Genomic DNA, 20891 nt, shown 5'->3' on the forward strand with positions numbered 1-20891 from the left:
GATTATTAGTTATCTCAAAACCTAAATATTGACAATGCTTTGCTGATTAACAATAACAGAACGAGGCTCCACATCTTTAAAAACTACGCATCCAGCTCCTATAACAGAATTATCTCCAATTTTAACACCTTTTAGAATCACAACATTGGATCCTATCCAACAGTTTTCTCCAATTATAATCGGTTTTGAATTAAAACCTTGGTTTTTAATAGGAGTAGAAGTGTTTTTATAATTATGGTTATGGTCATAAATCTTCACATTTTCTCCAAAAATTGTATTCTTTCCTATTTCTATTTTATTCATAGAGCAAACAGAACAATAGTTATTAAAAAAAACACCATCTGAAATACTGACTTCCGCTTCTTTACCTTCTATTATGAGTGTAAATCCTTTTCTAAAAGTAACTTTTTTACCAAATTGAAATGATTTACCATATATTAACTTGTATAAAAATAAGTAAAAAGTGGCCTTCAAATGAAAATATAATTTAAGTAAAATCATAATTCTTTATTTAATTATTTTTAAGATCCTAGTTACATTATTAATTCCGAAATAAGATAACAGGCAGATAATTCTTGATTTAATTTTCGCTTCCTTGTCCTTTATTACAGTTGACCTATAAGACTTTATTTTATTGATTAAAAACAATCGATTTTCATTATCGAATGGCATTGAAAGTAAAATATGAAAACTAAAATTTAAAATCCTGGAACTGAGAGGTCTATTAAATTGAGGAGTGTTATCAAAATCAGACTCAAGTTGAGTTATTATTTCCATTGTACTATCAATTTTTTTCTGACTAAATGGGGCACCTTCTATGCTGGTAGATCTTATTAAATAAAAATAACTTTCTTTCGTTGAAAAAGCAATTTTATCACTTTTCCGAAAAAGCTTATATGTCGTTGCTAAGTCTTCATACAATAGTCCTACCGGATAACGTATTCCATCTGAAAATAAAGATCTATGATACAATTTCGCCCAAGCACTGGTATCAAATTTTTTTTGATAAAACATTTCTTTGATAGCATTGTCTGGAGAAAAAACATATTCTTCTATTACTTTATTATTATTTTTTAATTCATCATCTTCTCCAAATTTAATAAAACCAGATGCCGATATTTTACAGTCATTCTTCTTTATTAATCCATACAAAGTCGAAACATAATCATCACTAACATAATCATCACTGTCAACAAATGTAATATATTCTCCTGATGCCACATCTATTGCTACATTTCTAGCATCTGAAAGGCCTCCATTCTTTTTATGAATTACTTTAATTCTAGAATCTTTTTTTGCATAAGATTCACATATCTCACCGCATTGATCTGGAGAACCATCATCTACTAAAAAAATTTCCAAATCTGGATAGTCTTGATTGATTACACTATCTACACATTTTTCCAAATATTGCTCTACTTTATAAACAGGTATAATTATAGTTATTAGAGGATTTTTCATAAATATAGAATACTTTTAGGAAATTATTTTATGTTTTCAAGTGCCTCTACAAATCGATCAGCAGAGCTCGCCCAACTTTTTTCTCCCGAAAAATACAATTTTTCAATATTCTGAGACATTTTTTCTAATAAAAACCTGTTATTATACAGTTCCAATATAGCATCCGCGATTGCTACTGAGTTTTTGGGCTCGATGATGATCCCGGTCGATTGATCTTTAACCATTTCTGGCAAACCACCAACATTGGTTGCTATGACAGGTTTTTTAAAGGCGTAAGCTGACATCACTACCCCACTCTGGGTAGCATCTATATATGGGCAAACTACTACAGAAGAATTGAAAATAAGATTGGCAAGATTTTCTGGATAAATATACTCATTCAGAATTTTAATTTCCGAATATTGTATATAAGGTTCAATTTCAAAATCAAAATTTCCGCTACCTGCAATTGTCAAAGTAATATTTGGATATTTTTTGGTTGACAGAATGTCTACAAAACCATCCAGCAAGAATTTGATCCCTTTATAAGGAGATATGCGACCAAAAAACAAGATGTTAAAATTTCCAGAATCAACAGATTCATTCGTTTTGCAATAATTCAGAAAATCGTACACACTCAAAAAAGAAGTATGAATATCTTTTGGATCATAATTATAATGCGCTATAAATTCATTCTTTTGATTTTCATTCAAAAGAATTTTTTGTCGGATCAAGCTAAAATGTATTTTTCTCAAAACTCTGTCTACTAACAAATTTTCTCCAGAATGTAAAAAAGGATCATGCACTACCAGCAACATTTTTTTTCTGAAAGCTAATGTAGAAACAAAATAAGTGAGCATACTGTTATCGATGATGATAACATCCGGATTGATTTTTTTTAGATATTGATGGATCTGATAAGATATAAAGAGTTTTTTGATAACATTGGAGTTACGGGTTCCTTTGATTACAAAAGTTTTGTCAAGATCGATCAAATCCCGGAAACGTTCCAGTTGATCTACTTCTGTTCCTTTTGAGATGGTCTTCTTTAATTGGTTTTTATCTAGAAAATTATATATTTCATACAAAGCTTCTGTAAAAAAATAAACATCATTATTTTGTTTCAGTGCATTTACAAGAGACACATTGGCATCTAATGCAAAGGTAGATAAAAAAGCAATTTTCATGTTTATTATTTCTTTTTAGGGTTAAGCACTCTGTCCAAATGCTTATTAAAAACGGAATATGCTTTGGTAATAGTAGGCTTATCCCATAAAATATTTTCGTATTTCCTTAATATATTATTATTGGAATAAACCATTTTGTAAACCCCAAAGAACAATAACACCACCGTAAACACCACCTTTAGTTCCTGTCTTAGTGTTGCGTATAGATATGGATATAATATCCAGTAGGAGCAAACAAACAAGGTTGTGATCCTGTCTATAAAAACTGAGTATTCTGACAAAAAGAAATAAGTAGTAATATATATGAAAAATAAATTATAAAAGATATTAAGTGTTTTCTCGTCCTTTATCTTATCACCAATTTTTCTATAGAATTGATATAAAATAATAAAAGTAAATACCTTTTCCAAATAACCAACAGAAATACTATAGCTACTGTTGTATAGCTTATTGTTAGAATAGCTTTCTGCTAATAATGAGTATGCTCCGCCAAAAAAATCTCCTATAGCAATTACAATTGGGGTTATGTATTTGATCTGTCCCAAAAACAGAAAATTTCCTAATAGAAATGTGCCCCAAACAAAAGGCGTTGGAATTTTTTTGTGCAGAAAAAAGTATAGTGGAAAAAAGAAAATGGCTGACGAATGTAAAAAAATTGCTATACCATTACAAATAAAAAACGGGAGAGCTTTCCTTTCTTTAATAAACTGAATGGAATATATGAAGAGAAAAATAGCTTTAGAGTTCCTTATTAAATTTATTTCTATAATTAATCCTGAAAAAATCAAGTACATGATAAAACCCAAAACATACTGAGGAGAATATTTCTTGAAAAAATAATCAAGAAAAAGCACATTCACAAATGAAGAGAAAATTTGCAAGGTAAAATAATCTTCATTAATACTTTTTAACAAGATAAAGATTACTTTGAATCCTGGTTCTACTTTTAAAATAAAATCCTCATTGATACTCGAGAAATATTTTGCAATTCCATTAGCATCATCTAAAGTAGGAGTGTGTTCATACAAGGGATAATAAAGTGCAAAATCTGTATCCAAATAGCCCCTAAACCCAAAGAAAATAAAAAAGACCAACATGCAAAAGTATCTGACCATCTTGATATCCCCATCTTTTTTTCTTATGCTGTTTTCCCAAAGGAAAAAAACAAAAAAAATCAAGAAAAGAATAATATATGGATAAGAATACGTTGTGCTAAAAGTCGGCTGCATAAAGTTTATTATATTTTTTTTGATTTGCTTTTTTTGAGAGCTAATATAAAAGCATATGTGACTTGTATCAAATTTAAATTATACTGTTTTTTATTTTTTAGAAAATAAAAAACATCTCGGAATATAAACCGCTCTCTTATCCCATTATAAGCAATCGTCTCTATGCGTTTTGTAAGAAAATATTTATTTTTCTCTGTTTTAATATTCTGATAAAAATAAACATCTATGGATTTTTCAGGTTGCATGGTTTTCAAAAAAATATCATACCAAATTTCTTCTTCTTCAATCGCTTTAAACTTTAAATCAACAGAACCAGAGTTTGAGATCGTAGTATCAGACTCTCTGTAACAAAATACAGGTTCTTGGGTGTGTGCGATCCCTTTACCCGCAGAAGCTTCAAAAGAAGTTATATCGTCAGATGCCCAAGCTAAAGGAAGCTTGAAGAACCCTCCTTTACTAACTAAATATTCTCTATTATATAAGAAATCAGAAATATATTGACTTCTTAATCCTTTCATCCTGTGCCAAATATTCTCATAAACAGATTCTCTTTCTGGCCAAGAAGGCGTTAACCGTATGACGTCAGACTGGTCATTGATGATGAAAGATCTGCAATGATAAACATTTAAATCCGGAAAAGTATTTATAAGTCCGTCAAATGTAGATAAATAATTCGGCATTAGCTCGTCATCATCACCCATTAATATAAAATAATCTCCTTGTGCGTAAGACAAACAAATATTCCAATTATCAACTACATTTTCAGCACCACAATTTTTTTCATTTTTAAAATATCTTATACGAGAATCATCAAACTGATTCACAATGTCATCAAGATTATCGGGTGATGCATCATTTACTATAATAAGCTCAAAATCTGCATAATCTTGACAAAGAATACTTTCTATACATTTAAGTAAAAACTTTCCTTTATATGCTGGGATTGCAATACTATACTTCATTATAATAAATGATGATATTTGATAATAATTATTTTTTTAAATTAATTATTTTTAGTGTTTTATGAAGAGATGAAATGAAAAATTCATTCTTAAGAAAAAACAATTGTATGATCATAAAATATGTCCCAACAATTAAACCGGCAACTGACAAATCAATAAATGGTGAAAATTTTAAATTATATTTCAAAAGTAAACATATTAAAATTGCAGGAATTGACCATAAAACATTAATCACCAGTTTTTTATACGGAAAGTTAACTTTTATGAATTTATGTACAAAATACTGGCTCGATGCTAGAACAACACACTCACTTATAAACCACACTATAGATGAGCCAATACTCTTGAACAATGGTACCAAAAGTAGATTCAGAGCTATTCCGGCGCAAGCTCCGATAACAGAATTGATAAATATCGCTTTATCTTTTTGGAGTGGTGTTAGAATTTGTAATACAAGTATTTGTTCATATCCTATTATAATCATAAGAGGCATCATAATCCTCATAGGTACAATGGCACCTTCGTAACCATCGCCCGCGATAATTTGTATGATTTCTGGAGAAAAAGCAATTGCGAAGATACATATTGGTATAGAAAAACCAAATAATAAATCTTGAGATTTAATAATCATATCTTTGAACTCATCCATTTTACCTTCACCTAAAAGAGAACTCATTCTTGGTAACATTACATTTGTAAATGCTGTGTACAATGCCAGAAGAATGGTATATAATTTTGATGCTGTTGTGTAATATCCGACTTCTGTATTGCCAGAGGAAAAGCCTAAAAAAATAATATTGAAGGAGATATACATGGACGTTAATATTGCATATATACCTAAAACGATTACAGGCCTGCGATAGATTTTGAAATCAAGAGAAACATTCCGAATTTTAAAAAATCTTCTTGCAAACCAACAGTTCATGAAAGCATTGACAGTAATCATCAATGTTGTCAAGATATAATAGATATAATAATCTTCTGATTTTTTTACAAATAAAAAAATGCACAAGACATAAAATATTTTTACAATAATAGTTCTATTCGTAATGAATTTAAATCTTTCTAAGCCTGTGTACAACCATTCTATAAGCAAAAAATTAGAAATCAGTTTTATCACTCCCACATACATTAGTTCTTTATGTTCATACAACTGAGGGATTGTATAGATAGCTATTACTAAAACTATAAGAGCAATGAAAGTTGTTATAGCATTCAGATAAAATAAAGATGAAAAAGTCTTTGCAATTTTAGATTCATCATCTTTTACGCGCGCAACTTCTCTAATCCCTACAACGGAAATACCCATCATAGAAATCAATATAAAATAATTGATTATACCATCTATAAAACTACAAATACCAACATTAGTAACACCCAATACACGGGATATGTATGGAAAGACAAGTAATGGAAATATATAATTTGATACAGTAAGAATACTACTATATAAAAAATTCTTTTTAATACTTGACATAATTTATAATCAACAACAACTATTTAAAGAATTGCCACCATTTTTTCTCTTCAGCATGATATCCATAGCCATATTTGTTGCCATATCCAAAATTGGTTTTATGGACATCATTAAGGACAAAAGCAACATTTTTAATTTTTTTAGCCTCAATATTTTTATTGGCATAATCGATAAAAGTTTTCTCCGTCACCTCAGATCTAGTCACATATATTGTAACATCAGCTACATCAGCAATAATTAAAGAGTCTGTTACTAGCATCAATGGTGCTGTATCTAAGATAATATATTGGTAATCACCTTTTAAAGATTCTATCAATTCTTCATATCTTCCATTCTGTAAAAGATCGGTAGGATTAGGTGGTATGTTTCCAGAATAGATAAAATCGCAATCTTTGTTAAATCCACTTGGATGTATTATCGATTTTGGATCAGTAACATCTTCATACAGATATTCCGTCAATCCTTTTGTTCCTTTCATGGCTGGATTGTATCTCTGTAATTGAGGATTTCTTATATCAGAACCTATAACCAAAACTTTATTTTTTGGAGATGCCAAAGTTAAAGAGAGATTCACAGAAACAAATGTCTTTCCTTCTCCTTTTACGGTAGATGTTACAAAAATCACTTTTGCTGTATCACTCCTTTGGAGCATATATTTGATATTAGTGACCAAGATTCTAAATGACTCAGCCAAAGGACTGATATCATTATGCTGAATAAGCTCATTTTCTTTGGTGGATAATCTAGGAATTTCCGCTAATACAGATGTTGAAGTTAATTTTTCTAGATTATGTTTATCTATCAATTTATTGTTAAGTAATTCTTTCAGATAGATATATGCAAAGGGTAAAACAGTACCTAACATTATAGCACCTAACAGAACAACCAGTTTTTTAGGCGAAACAGGTTTCTTAGAAGAGTAAGCATAATCTACAACCCTTGCTTTGTTACCTGTCATTGCCATAGAAATGGCGGCTTCTTCTCTTTTTTGTAATAAAAGAAGGTAAAGGTTTTCCTTAATCTGTTGTTGTCTTTCTATGCTACGGAACAATCTTTCCTGTCTTGGTACTTTTTGTATCTGATTGTTACTGTAAGAGTTTTCTCCTTGAATTTGTTCTTTGGTAGCCTGCATCGTGATATTCGCTCTTGTAAGGCTTTCTTTAAGCGCATTTTTTATAGAATTCAGATCTTTTGTATTTTCAACTACAAGAGGATTTTCAAGCGTTGCATTTTCCAACATTCTGCTTCTATCTATCACCAATTTGTTGTACGCCGAAACATTGGACGTTGCTGCAGGATTATCTAAACCAATATTGGTTGGTAAAACATGATAGCTATTTGTCTGTGAATTGATATAACCCAAAAGCATTTTACCTAATTCTATCTGCGTATCTAACTCCAAAACTTTTCTACGAGTTTCATTAGAAATCTGCAGATTGATTTTTGCTTCTGATGGAATATCTATAATGTCATTATCGATTTTGAATTGTTCTTTCTCTGTTTCTACTGAACCCAACTCATCCGATATTATTTTAATCCTTTCGTCAATAAAATCCTTGGTTTTTTTAGATTCTATATTTTTATCCGTGATAGCATAATCATTATAGATTCTACTGAGACCGTTGAGAAAGTCTTTTGCTTTGTCCTGGTTTGCTTCGTTGATACTTAATGCTATCACTGTCGCATCTTTATCCAACAAATCTACATCTAAAGATTTTTGATAGTTATCTACAATAGTTCCTAAATCTGTATAAGTAAAATATAAATCATTAAGATCCAATTTTTTAACTTTCTTTCTTTTGAAGTTTGGATTTTTGGTAATGATAAAGTTGGCGTATGGCAAGCTGATGAGTTTACCAAAAGCTGTATTGATCGGTTTTTTGAACTCTTTAGAATCCAAAGTAATCTTATCTCCGTCTATTTTGATATCAATTGGTTTTTTAGGTAGTTCTTCGTATTGTTTTTCGTTAACAACAAAGATATTGATAGGATTGGTATCATTAAAAAGTTCAACATCATAGAAAAATTCTCTAGAAAAAACAGAGGTTTTGAATTTTTGCTCTTTCACAACATCTTCTATGATCTTTTTTGATTTGAATATCTCTACCTCATTCTCGATACTGTTAGTTCCCATTCCTGCGAAGCCTCCCAAACCTGACAAAACACCCAAATCTCCGGAAGCTGTTGACATTTTTTTGGCATCTTTTATAAATACAGAAGACTGTACTTTATATATTGGAACAGTTATTTTAATATAAATAACAGCCAGAACTATTGCTGCCAGAACACTGAATAGAAACCAATACCATTTTTTAACATATGGCTTTATTAAATCCTTTAAATTAATTACCTCTTCTTTGTTTTGTTCGTTACTCATTTCTAGTTAACTGTTATTCGTGGTCGTCATAATTTATTTTCGTAAACAATGACTAAAAAATTATTATTTTCCAGCAAACGCTGTCTATGATAAGAAAATTTTTTGGTGATACCTATCTATACTTTTCTAAAGATATAAAATCTTATTTATTATAAATAAAAAAACTGACGTGATATTGAGCCTCAATTTATTATAAATTATTTTTAATAAATTTTTAATTTCATCAAAAATCTTACAAGATCTTATCTGACGATAAGTGCCAGAACTCCCAAAACTACGGAAGCAATAGAAATCCAAATGGTGGTCGATGGCCCATAATTGGCTGAACTCTTTCTAGCTTTATTAGGGGAAACATAGATTACATCATTCTGTTTAACATAGTAATATGGAGAATTGATAAATTCCGCATCTGTTAGATTAATATAATGCTTTGATGTAACACCATCCAAGTTTCTTATCAATAGAACATTCTCACGTTTTCCATAGATTGTAAGATCACCAGCCATCCCAATTACATTTAAGAGTGTTGTAGGTTGACCATCTGGAATGGGAATAATCCCGGTTCTACTGACCTCTCCCAGAACTGTTACTTTAAAATTAGTGGTTTTGATATTGACCGTAGGATTTACGATATATTTTGAAATTTTCTCTTTAAGCTCCGCTCTGAACTGTTCTACTGTAAAATTCTTTGTGCTCAAAGTTCCCAGAACAGGAAAATCGATATTACCATTGCTATCTACCAAATAGGTTGGATCGGTTGTGGTATTACGTGTTGGCATAGTAGAGAGCTGAGACATATCAGTAGAGTAATAATTCTGATTGAAAGGTTTTGCTACTTCATTATCTTTAGCCAGAACAGATATGAGCAATTGGTCACCAGGTTGTATTGTAGAATTATATCCCTGAGTAGAAGTTTTTATCGCTATCTCTTCTATATTTTGCATATAATCAATATCTTTTTTCGGTTTACAAGATACCACGAGGAGTAACAAAGGAAACCAAACAGATAGTAAATACTTCTTCATAATATTATTTAAAGATAATTTTTATTATAAGTCTGCAAATATAGGCAAACTTATTTATCTAACGATTCGTAGATAGAATTATTGCTTTTAAATTCTTTTACAATAGATTTTAAGACCCTAACTATTTCTTGCTTCTCTTCTTTTTTAGAATATTCGATTACAAGCTCTGTCAACTCATCAATTTCCTCGAAAAACATAGACGGATCTTTGGATATCATGATTTTCTCATGAGAAGTTGGCAAGGTGCGAGCATTATCACTTAAGAGTTCTTCGTATAATTTTTCTCCTGGTCTTAATCCTGTATAAATGATCTTTATGTCAATATCCGGTTCAAAACCTGAAAGTTTTATCATTCTTTTGGCCAATTCAAGAATTTTAACCGGGTCTCCCATGTCAAAAACATAGATTTCCCCACCAGCACCCATTGTTCCAGCATTCAACACCAGTTCACATGCTTCAGCTATTGTCATAAAATATCTTACAATGTCTGGATGAGTGATTGTAACGGGACCTCCTTTTTCTATTTGTTTCCTGAAATGTGGTATGACCGATCCATTGGAACCTAATACATTTCCGAATCGGGTTGTGATGAATTTGGTTGTATTTCCTTCCAAATTTTGTAATGATTGTACAAAAAGTTCGGCAACTCTTTTAGAGGCTCCCATTACATTTGTAGGATTAACAGCTTTGTCTGTAGAGACCATTACAAAACGGTTCACTTTATATTTATAGGAGAGCAATGCGAGATTTTTTGTACCCAATACATTCACAAGTACGGCTTCATGAGGATTATCTTCTACCAAAGGAACATGCTTGTATGCAGCTGCGTGATAGACCATGGAAAAATTATACTTACTGAACAATGGCTCCAAACGAGTAATATTGGAAATATCTGCCAAAATGAATTTGAAGTTGATATGAGGGTATGTTTCCTTCATCTCCAGTTCGGTATCATAAAGTGGTGTTTCGGACTGGTCTAAGATAACAATCTGCATCGGCTCCAGCAAGGCAACCTGCCTTACAATTTCACGTCCGATAGAACCTGCACCGCCAGTAACTAAAACCGTTTTTTGAAAATGTCTTTTTTTAACCTCTATATTGTCCAATTTAATTGGTTTCCTATTCAAAAGGTCTTCTATCTGTATCGTTTTGATTTGGCTAATTGTCTCTTTTCCTCGTAATTTTTGTAAACTCGGAGCTTTGTAAATCTTAACATTGTGCTCTAGTAGTAAATTCACCCAAAAGTCCAGCTCTTCTTTTTGCAAAGCCTCTTTGATGACCAATACCCCATCTACTTCTTTTTTACCTGCATTGAGGTTGTTGATAAAATTAGCTTTAGTGACAATATTTTTATCCAACAGCTTTATACTTACCCTTCTATCATTATAGGATATAAAACCTTTGATGTCAAAAGGTAGATTGGGGTTGGAAAGAATCACTTGAGCAATGGCTACAGATGTATCATCATCTCCCAAAATATAGATCTTTTTTCTGCTTGCGCTTCTTTTGTTTTCTTTAATTACATTAAAAAAACCTTTTACACAAAGTCTAAAAACAAATAGGAAAACAGAAGAAAGAGCAAAATAAAATCCTAGAAAAGGTATGAGTACAGCTTTTTCATTAGAGCTGAGATAATAAGTATAATTTACAATTACTATTGTTAGAACACAACATAGATTTGCAAAAAATAATTTGAAAAGATCAACAAACGTAGAATGTCTTATAACTCCCAAATATGTCTTGAATATATACATATACAAAACATTGGTTGATAAAATAAATAAAAATACATACCGCAAAGGAAAAGCTCGATAATGCTTTACCTCCAATCCCATTATTAGAAGATGGGATATAAAAAGAGAAACAAGTATGATTAATATATCAATAAATAAAATAACCCATCTTGGCAAAAATTTCAAATCTATGAGATCCAACACATTGTCATTAAGCGAAAATTTTTTAAGATCTTTGACCTTTTCCATTCTGTTTGGTAAATTATTTTAAAATTGAAAATTATTTATTACATCTTTTATTCTTTTTTTATCATCAGTTGTCAAATTAGAACCAGAGGGCAGACATAGTCCTCTGTCAAACAGATCTTCCGCAGTTTTTACTCCGTAATACGGGCAATCTTTAAAAACTGGCTGGAGATGCATCGGTTTCCACAATGGGCGTGTTTCTATATTCTTTTCAGCAAAAGCATCCATCAAATCATGATTGGTCTTAGCTGTCAAGTCCTTATCTAAAGTAATAGTAGTAAGCCAGTAATTGGAATAGAAATCCGAATCAGCTTCTGAGAAAACAGTAACGGCCTCTATATTGGAAAAAAGGTCTCTATAAAATTCATGATTAGCTCTCCTTTGGTTTACTCTCTCAGACAAAACCTCCATTTGTCCTCTTCCAATTCCAGCAGAGATATTACTAAGCCTGTAATTATATCCTATCTCCGAATGTTGGTAATGTGGCGCATTATCTCTTGCTTGTGTTGACAAAAAAATAGTTTTATTCTTTTGTTCTTTTGTATTGGCAACCAATGCTCCTCCTCCCGATGTGGTAATTATTTTATTACCATTAAAAGATAAAATAGCAAACTCTCCAAAAGTCCCACACATTCTGCCTTTATAGCTAGACCCTAAAGACTCGGCACTATCTTCAACCAATGGAATTTCATATTTATTACAAATTTCCAAGATCTCATCCATCAATGCTGGCATTCCATAAAGATGAACAACGATTACCGCCTTCGGTTTTTTACCTTTTTCAATTCTATCTTGTATAGCCTCTTCTAAATATATTGGCGACATATTCCAATTATTTTTATCAGAATCTACAAAAACAGGTAAAGCACCTAGGTATTTGATAGGATTTGCGGATGCAGAAAATGTAAAAGACTGACAAATAACCTCATCATCAAAACCAACACCTAATTGTACCAACGCCAAATGTAAAGCTGCTGTACCAGAACTAAGAGCACCAACATATTTATTGTTACCAATAAATTTTTCTATAGCAATCTCAAACTCATCAACGTTTTTACCCAATGGTGCTACCCAATTATGCTCAAATGCTTCTTGAATATATCCCATTTCTCCTCCACCCATATGAGGAGATGAAAGCCAAATTTTAGACTCCACTAGTATTATTTATTATATAATTGTAACATTGTTTATATAATTCCCTTAAGTTCAAATCTTAAAAGATTTACTAAACCTTGGCAAAGTTAGCACAAAAAAACATTTAATTTTTAATATAATTTAACATTTTTAGAATATTAAGTATTATTTAAAAATAAGGTGCTATATTACTTTTCTATCCAAGAGACTGTAATTATTTTTTCTTTATTAATAAAAACAAACTAAACTTTAATGAATGTCTTCATTATAATCTTGATATCCAATCCAAAAGACCTTTTATAATAATAATCAAGATTCATTTTGACCTTATCAGGAAAAATTATTTCGTCATTGTATTTTAATGGATTATCTTGATTTGACAACAAGGACTCCTCATCAGCATATTTTATGCTCGCAAGACTTGTGATTCCTGGTTTTAAATCTAAAATTTTTCTATTTTCCCCTTCCAGTACATCATAATATCCTGCAACATCTGGTCTAGGTCCCACAAAACTCATATTACCTAACAGCACATTTAGAAGTTGGGGTAATTCATCAATTTTATACTTTCTAAGAAAATGTCCTATTTGAGATATGTTTCCGGTTTTGGGATGAATTGTTTTCAGTTTAAAAATAGTGAAGACCCTACCATATTGCCCAATCCGTTTCTGAAGAAAAAAACCATTTGAAAATGTATCTATGGAAGAGAGTAAAAAACAAATAATAATTATCCAACCAAAGAAACAAAGTGCCGATAAAGAAAAAACAATATCAAAAATGCGTTTAATTAACAAATAACCATTAACATCATTACCCATAGAAAAGCCAAGTACTTTTAAAAACAGAGTTCAATCACTTACTCTTTCAAACAAAACAAATCCGAAATTCATGAATTCCGGATTTAAATTATCTAAATATTGATTCTTTTGTTTCTCCTATGATAGTAAACCATTAATCCTAAACTACCAATCAACAATAAAGGCACATACCCATCAATTGGAACTGGTTCTCCCGGATTACCCGGACCTAATGATTCAGTTGGTGTATCAGACGCACCCGTATTAGAATCAAAAGGTTGAACCGACTCGCCTTGAGCAGCTGCATTCAAATTCCGAGAAGGTTGAGTCTCGACTTTGGATTGTTCCTGATTAAACACATTGTCTTTAAATTGAGCCAAAGACATAACACTCAGGGACAGGTATATTAAAGCTAAATATTTTTTCATTTGCAATTAAAAAAAAGATACATTTTTCAGGTTGTAAATATATAAAAAAATCTTAAAATTTTATAATCATCTCTATATTAATTAATATTAATATCTAAATTATATTCAAATTATTTAATGATTTTATGTGTTTTTGTTGCTCCAGAATTTTCTACTTTCAGGACATAAACCCCACTGGCAACATCATTCATATCAATTCTCATAGTAGTTTCCGTAGTGCTTAAACTTTTTATCAATCTACCTGACGTATCATACATTTCTATTTTTCCTAATTTTTTAGAAGAATTGACCACATAAAAAGCTCCATCCTTATACACTACAAAGTCTGATTTGCTAGAAGAGCCGACACCAAGAACTTCTTGATTCTTATAAACCAGCTCGAATCTAGTTTCATCCAAGCCCTTATTTGCGACAAACGAATAATCATCACTAGCCAGATCTATATAAGTATTCAAAAGTTTATCGTGAAGATATATCTTCTGTGTTGAGCTGAAAATCCCTTCTTTACCCGACAAAACAATCTTGTAATTTCCATTCATAGAATATTTTGTACCCAACGGAATAACATCCTGATTATCAAAAACCGCTCTTGCCTGGATTTGCAATTTTTGTGCACTCAGTTTGGAATAGAATGAATCATCACCTATTGTCAGAAGATCTGCATCATAATCCGCATCATAATTATTGGTCGCATCTGCCATATGAGCTATTAATATCATATTGGAAACGTTTTCCGGAGAAATCAACTTCAGCCAATAACGGTTCTCGGGTGAACCGGACTTGTTGTTATTATAGAAAACGCCCGCTGCATTGCTTCTCATACTGTTATCAAATTTTAGAGTTGCAGTATTAGGTGTAGAACCCGTTGGCGCAGTACCTCGCATCTGCACTATAAAACCTTGTCCAACTTTTATATATTGTGTAGGCGTCGGGCTACCTGTCGTATTACCATTATCTACGCCTGTAGCTGCTACAGCTCCAGCTAATGAAAGTACGGCATAATTACTTCCTGAATAACTAGACCCGGTTTGAGTCTGAACAGGGCTTGTATTAGTCCAGAACCAAGCTTTGCCATAGATATTACTTCTATTGTATACACCTCCTCCCTGATCAAAATTATAGAAAGAGATAAAATCAAGATTTGAAGGATATGGATTTCCTATCAAGTTATAACCATGTTCAATCGGACTACCAATAGTCCCTCCGTTCTTAGATTTTTGAATTCCCACAGACAGACTGTTTCCATTGTTGGGAACTCCAATAAATTTAAGCGATGTATCTGATACAATATCCCCGTCCGGAAGATAGCTATCCTTTCCTCGAATGGCATAGCCTTTACCTGGCACAAAATTGACATCTGTCGTCATTTTGAAATAATCGGTCGGCTCATCATAATAGTATATTCTATTATTAGGCGTTCCTTCCGAGAACCCCCCTGTATTATAAGTATTTGGATTAGTGGTTCCTCCAGTATTCCTAAGCGGTTGACCAGTAACAGGTGAACTCCAGAATGTATAATCCATTTTACGCATCTTCACATCACGCTTAGCATAGATATTACCAGTATTCGCAACATTGTTGATCTGCAAGAGAGATGCATCACTTTCCAAAACAAGATTATCATTGGTAACATTATTCGAAATATCAATTCCATCTGTCACGGTTAGTGATTTGCCAGAATTTATTGTCAGTTTTCCTGTACTGGCGATTTTGATGGATTTTGCCAAAGCATCGTTTGAAACCACAACTGTTTTACCAGAAGGTATATTCGCACATTTGTTTGCATCCGGAACTGCATTTGGGAACCAGTTGGAAGCAGTTGCCCAATCCGTACCCGCTCCTACATATTCATTTCTTGTTCTTACAATAGAAGAGGTAACATTAGATTTTTCGCAAGTTCCAATTTTAGCTTTAGCCGTATAAACCGTAGCGGTAGTTGGTGCCGCATAAACTGTTGATAAATAGTCTGTCCCATTATACGGAGTCGTAAGTGCCGTATCTGTATAAAGACCTGTAGCCGGCGACCATGTCACTTGTGGGGCTGAGTAGGTCAATGTGATTGAACAATCCACTAAAGTTCCTGTATCTAGATTAGCATCATCATAGACTCGTACCTTCCAAGAACCATTTGGTGTTGTAAATAAATCAGAAAAAAGAGTAGAATTGACAGCTGGCGTAGTCCCGATAGTCGCCTGTGAAGCTAAATCTGCCCTAAATGTACCAGTCAGAGGAGCTGTACCAGTTGAAAATGCCGGTGACGTAGTATCAGATGTAACAATAGTATTAGTAAAATTAGCACCAGAAGATCCAGCTTGGTTTACCAAATTCACTATTTTGCCATTAGGTGCTTCCAAATTAATCCTAAGATCAGAATCATATGTATGAGCTATATTAAGTTTTACCTCTACTTTGGTTATTGTGGCATTTGCAGAAATACCGCTGACTGAGAGAGTTTGTAGTACTCCTGTTGCTAAATTATTATCTGGAATAGCCAGATTTACTGTCCCTGAATTTACAGTGGAAGTAATTCCCGCTACAACTCCTCCATTAGAATTAAGCTCTACATAATCTACATCGCATGCGGATGTAATTGTAGTAGATGATTTTTGAGTTTCCGCTATAGCAGTAATATCCGTTGGGGAAGGGTTAATTGTTGCGGTAACCAACGTTCTTGTAGTTGACTCACAAGTACCAACTACAGCTACAACATAATAATTTGTAGTTGAACTGATTGACGGTGTAGTCCAAGAACTTGTCGAGGAATTACCTATAAGGGTACCACCTGAACTCGCAGAATACCAATTGTAACCAGTAATTGCCGAACCAACAGAAGCGCCGTTAGCTGTCAAAACCACCGTTCCTGTACCACAATTGGAACCATTAACAACACTTGCAATTGTTGGCGGAACAGTCCCGTTAAATTCATCTGCGCCCAAATCTGGTTTGGAGGCACTTCTTGATTCACCATCAATATCAGATGTTATTTCTGAAATTGGCGTTCCCGCAGATTCCAAAACAGTACAACTGTTAAGATGTAAATTGGAAGCAGACATAAATACAGGCAGGACATTTAAAGAATTAGCATCTTTCCCCGTAGCTGTTTGCCAGTTTGCAAGAGTTGCACGAGCACTTGACAAATATCCAACAGAGCCAGTTGAATAATAGTCATTATAATCTATATTTCCGTAAACCGTATTGGCTGCCGCAGAATAAAAAGCATATCTAGTACCTGTTGTCTGGGCATTATTGAAAATATTATTTCTAATATCTAAGCCTCCCGCAGTAGAAATACCATTATCGACATACATTGCAGCAGAAATACCTGCCGTGGTTTGATTTGTAGCCATATTTACTGAATTGAAATAAAGCTTGTAACCAGCTCCATCAATAACGGTAATACCAAAACCATTACGCCAAGCCGTAGAACTTCCGTATGCTGCCACATCCCACATCATATTGTTATATACACTAATATTAGATGATGTTGATGACGACCCCAGCAATATACCTGATGATGTATACGCTGTAGTAGATGTATTTTTTACGTTTGAAACTGAATTCGAATAAATATTCACGTTAGGAGTTGCTCCTGAAACATATATTCCGGAAACCGTATCTACATAAGTCGTCCCAACAGATGAAATAGATGATATATTATTATTATTTATATTCACAAAACTTGTACCGGCTCCAGTGGTCACAAAAATACCCATAACAGAATTTGTTCCACTTACCGTACTTGCAATTCCTGAAATAGTATTTCCTGAAACATTAGCTTTATTGACTCCTGTCGCTAGCCAGATTCCATTGATTGTTTCGCTATTTGCATTGGACATATTCCCTATTAAGTTGTTACTAATCGTAGAATTCCCGTCCACACCTTGTACATAAACCCCTATCAATCTAATAGAATTTGTTCCTGACGAATTCAGTGTATTCGAATCAATCAATAAACCGTCCCCGTTATTAGCAACAGTATTACCACTCACATAAACTCCAATATAAGCCTTATTAATTGTATTATTCTTTATTGTAACATTATTAAAATATCCTGGATCACCAGCAACAGCTGATGATGAAATCAATATAGCAGAAGCCGTATTAGCACCATTTGTTAAAATTGTATTTTTAACAGTGACATTACTAACCGGAGTAGTATTGGGCGAACCAATTAAAACAACATTAGGGCTAGTAGTAGAAGTATTGCTGATGGTCAGATTTTTTGTAGTTCCGCCAACCGTATTACTTCCATCAATGATAATATTACTTGCTCCATTTATTGTAATTAATGGACCAGAGGCAAGAGACCCTGTAATTGATGCTGTTACCCCGGAAGCAGGTTTTATTGTAATAGTGTTGGTCGTGCTGGAACCTGCTATGCTTGGAATCAGAATAGGAAAAGTTTCCGAAGATGAATTATAACTTGAATTAAGTGACAGAACTGTAGGTTGAGTAATACCACATCCGGATAAATCCGCTATCGCTGCTGTAAGTGTTGGATAAACACTACCCGGAGTAGTGGTAGAACCTCCAATAGAAATGACAGAGCTGAATGTTGGACAAGCCAGCGTAGTTGCGCTAGCAGTAGTTGCACTGGCAGAATATTTTGGACCACTGGAACAAGTTACAGCATTGTAAGAAAATACATAATAGTAATACTGTGTATTATTAGAAAGACCTGTTGATGTCCAACTTCCAGCTGATGTACCAATATATTCCACATAGCCATTTGTCGCAATGGTATTGTTTGCCCCCACTGTATAGGTGGTTCCATCAGTTAGAGTTGGCAAAGTATTGGAAGTGGACCTTACAACCACATATCCATAAGGAACAGGTGAACCCGCAGCAGTGAAACTACCTGAAATTGTTGTTGACCCTGTAACTGTTGGCGTAACAGTTCCTGCCAGAGATGTTGGTTTACTACACACCAATACCACAACCTCATCTGCTCCAATATCAGGATTGGTCGTTCCTGCGTTTGGACGAACATCCCCATCTATATCTGTTGTTACTCCGGCACTAGCGGAGCCTTGCTGTTCAAAGCTTGATATTGTAGCCCCCGACGTGTTGAGATGTAGATCAGTTGAAGAAACAAAAGGTGGGTTAGCATTTTGAGCTGCAGCATCCTTTCCTGTACTGGTTTTCCAGCTTGCAAAGGTTTGATTAGCACTATTGTAATACCCTACATTACCTCCTGGAACATAATAATTGTTATTATTAACAGACCCTCCAGAAATATTAGCCGTCGAGGCCGTATAAAAACCATAAGCAGCCGTTGAAGTATGATTGTTAACTAAAATATTATTGTAAAAAGTATTAAAACGAACTCCAGCCGCAACCACATTGATACAAAAAGAAGAATACACAGTAGAAGTGGCTAATTGTGTATTCATAACAATAGTATTGTGATTGAAATTCACTCCTGTTACTCCAGCATTAAAGAAAACTCCCGCAGGAACATAAATACTTGATGACGACGTTTGATAGATATACATTTTAACATCTCTGATAAAATTATTTTCTATTGTTGAAGAAGTATTATTAGTTGATCCGGTAACATAAATACCATGTGCTCCCCATCCATTGGTCGAGGGCTGGTTAATATCATGAATATTATTTTTTCTAATAATGAATCCGTAATTAGAAGTTCCAACTTCAATACCTGCAATAGTAGAGGAGTACCCACCTCCAGATGTATAATCTCCCACTCTTATGTCATTACCTTCAATAATAGCCCCTCCACTTGATGCTGCTGTATAGGATAAGAATATCCCCCTCAACCCTATATTATTAGCAGAGGTAGCACTTCCAATAATATTTCCAACAATCTGCAATCCAGTATTCGGATATGTTGCACTAGCTCCTGCTGCATAGATTGCGTTCCAAACTCTCGTTATGGTATTATTCTGAATGATTGTATTTAAACTTGAATAGTTACCTGTTGGTGTGGAAGTAGCCATAGCTGCTGTACCATCCACAAAGACAATCCCAAAACTATATCCATTTGATTCCGATGCACTGCTACGAGACCCAATAATATTACAGTTCTTAATGGTAATATTATCTGCACCATTTGCTCCCGATGTAGAATTAGAAGAAACTCTTATCACCGATTGATAAGTTGTGGTTGATGTAGCTCTTTGTATTGTAAGATCTTTTGAGCTTGTTCCATTAGAACTTCCATCTATGGTCACATTATCTGCACCAACCAACTCTAAAATACCTCTCCCCGAGGCAGCAGAACCGCTCATTACTATGCCAGCACTCCCTGGTTTTATTGTGATACCTGTGTAAGAAGAAGAACCTGTGCCACTGGCCAAAAGCTGGACAGGCGTTGCCGGTTCTGTAGTGTTTGCCGTAACAGTAATTGTAATAATGCCTTTGTGGGTACCATTGTTAATATTCGTAAAAGCAGCATTGACAGTCGAATATGACCCAGAAGTTGTTCCTGTCGAAGCAACAACGCTTACTTGCCCCATCATGCCTATAGAAGATAAGAAAGCAAATAAGAAAACCAAAGTCATTTTAAAATTCAAAAAGCATGAAAATGCTCTCTCTGTAACTCGAGTAAATTTTTCCATCATATAAATTGGATATGTGTTTATAATTCCGTGAAATTCTTAACGAAAAGAATAATATCAACAAGCAAAAATATAATTTTTTTTGAATTTAATTAACAATTAAATTATTTTTAAATAAAAAATATTAATAATTACAAATCAATAAAATATAATCAAACAATCATTTAATTAAAATTAAATTAAAAAATACCCTTACAAAAATACAACACGATACACAAAACATCTTTAAATGCTATAATATTTACAATTCAAAAAGACAAGCATCATAAAAATAA

At 33.1% G+C, this 20891-nt stretch carries 13 protein-coding genes; all 13 read right to left on the bottom strand.

Annotation, left to right across the window (positions count from 1 at the left end):
- Positions 1-21: 21 nt before the first annotated feature.
- On the bottom strand, positions 22-501 hold the full coding sequence (locus RTX21_RS01950) for an acyltransferase (protein WP_312765036.1): 480 nt from the start codon (positions 499-501) through the stop codon (positions 22-24).
- Positions 502-507: 6 nt separating this feature from the next.
- Positions 508-1461, bottom strand: coding sequence for a glycosyltransferase family 2 protein (locus tag RTX21_RS01955; protein ID WP_312765037.1), 954 nt, complete (start codon positions 1459-1461; stop codon positions 508-510).
- 23 nt (positions 1462-1484) lie between these two features.
- Positions 1485-2627, bottom strand: coding sequence for a glycosyltransferase family 4 protein (locus RTX21_RS01960; RefSeq protein WP_312765038.1), 1143 nt, complete (start codon positions 2625-2627; stop codon positions 1485-1487).
- A gap of 5 nt (positions 2628-2632) precedes the next feature.
- Entirely contained in the window at positions 2633-3856 is a 1224-nt protein-coding gene (locus RTX21_RS01965; RefSeq protein WP_312765039.1) for an EpsG family protein, read from the bottom strand.
- An 8-nt stretch (positions 3857-3864) separates the two neighbouring features.
- On the bottom strand, positions 3865-4818 hold the full coding sequence (locus RTX21_RS01970) for a glycosyltransferase (protein WP_312765040.1): 954 nt from the start codon (positions 4816-4818) through the stop codon (positions 3865-3867).
- A gap of 28 nt (positions 4819-4846) precedes the next feature.
- Complete coding sequence (locus RTX21_RS01975) at positions 4847-6295, bottom strand: flippase (RefSeq protein WP_312765041.1); 1449 nt, start codon at positions 6293-6295, stop codon at positions 4847-4849.
- Positions 6296-6314: 19 nt separating this feature from the next.
- Positions 6315-8672, bottom strand: coding sequence for a polysaccharide biosynthesis tyrosine autokinase (locus RTX21_RS01980; protein WP_312765042.1), 2358 nt, complete (start codon positions 8670-8672; stop codon positions 6315-6317).
- 242 nt (positions 8673-8914) lie between these two features.
- Positions 8915-9697, bottom strand: a complete 783-nt coding sequence (locus tag RTX21_RS01985) for a polysaccharide biosynthesis/export family protein (RefSeq protein WP_312765043.1) — start codon at positions 9695-9697, stop codon at positions 8915-8917.
- Positions 9698-9747: 50 nt separating this feature from the next.
- On the bottom strand, positions 9748-11679 hold the full coding sequence (locus tag RTX21_RS01990) for a nucleoside-diphosphate sugar epimerase/dehydratase (RefSeq protein ID WP_312765044.1): 1932 nt from the start codon (positions 11677-11679) through the stop codon (positions 9748-9750).
- Between the two features lie 18 nt (positions 11680-11697).
- Entirely contained in the window at positions 11698-12831 is a 1134-nt protein-coding gene (locus RTX21_RS01995) for a DegT/DnrJ/EryC1/StrS family aminotransferase (protein ID WP_312765045.1), read from the bottom strand.
- Between the two features lie 221 nt (positions 12832-13052).
- Entirely contained in the window at positions 13053-13628 is a 576-nt protein-coding gene (locus RTX21_RS02000; RefSeq protein ID WP_312765046.1) for a sugar transferase, read from the bottom strand.
- A gap of 92 nt (positions 13629-13720) precedes the next feature.
- Positions 13721-14035 (bottom strand): hypothetical protein, encoded by a 315-nt coding sequence (locus RTX21_RS02005; protein WP_312765047.1) that lies wholly within the window; start codon positions 14033-14035, stop codon positions 13721-13723.
- 110 nt (positions 14036-14145) lie between these two features.
- On the bottom strand, positions 14146-20559 hold the full coding sequence (locus RTX21_RS02010) for a proprotein convertase P-domain-containing protein (RefSeq protein WP_312765048.1): 6414 nt from the start codon (positions 20557-20559) through the stop codon (positions 14146-14148).
- Positions 20560-20891 lie beyond the last annotated feature (332 nt).

Source organism: Epilithonimonas sp., from assembly GCF_032054305.1.
Classification (GTDB): Bacteria; Bacteroidota; Bacteroidia; order Flavobacteriales; family Weeksellaceae; genus Epilithonimonas.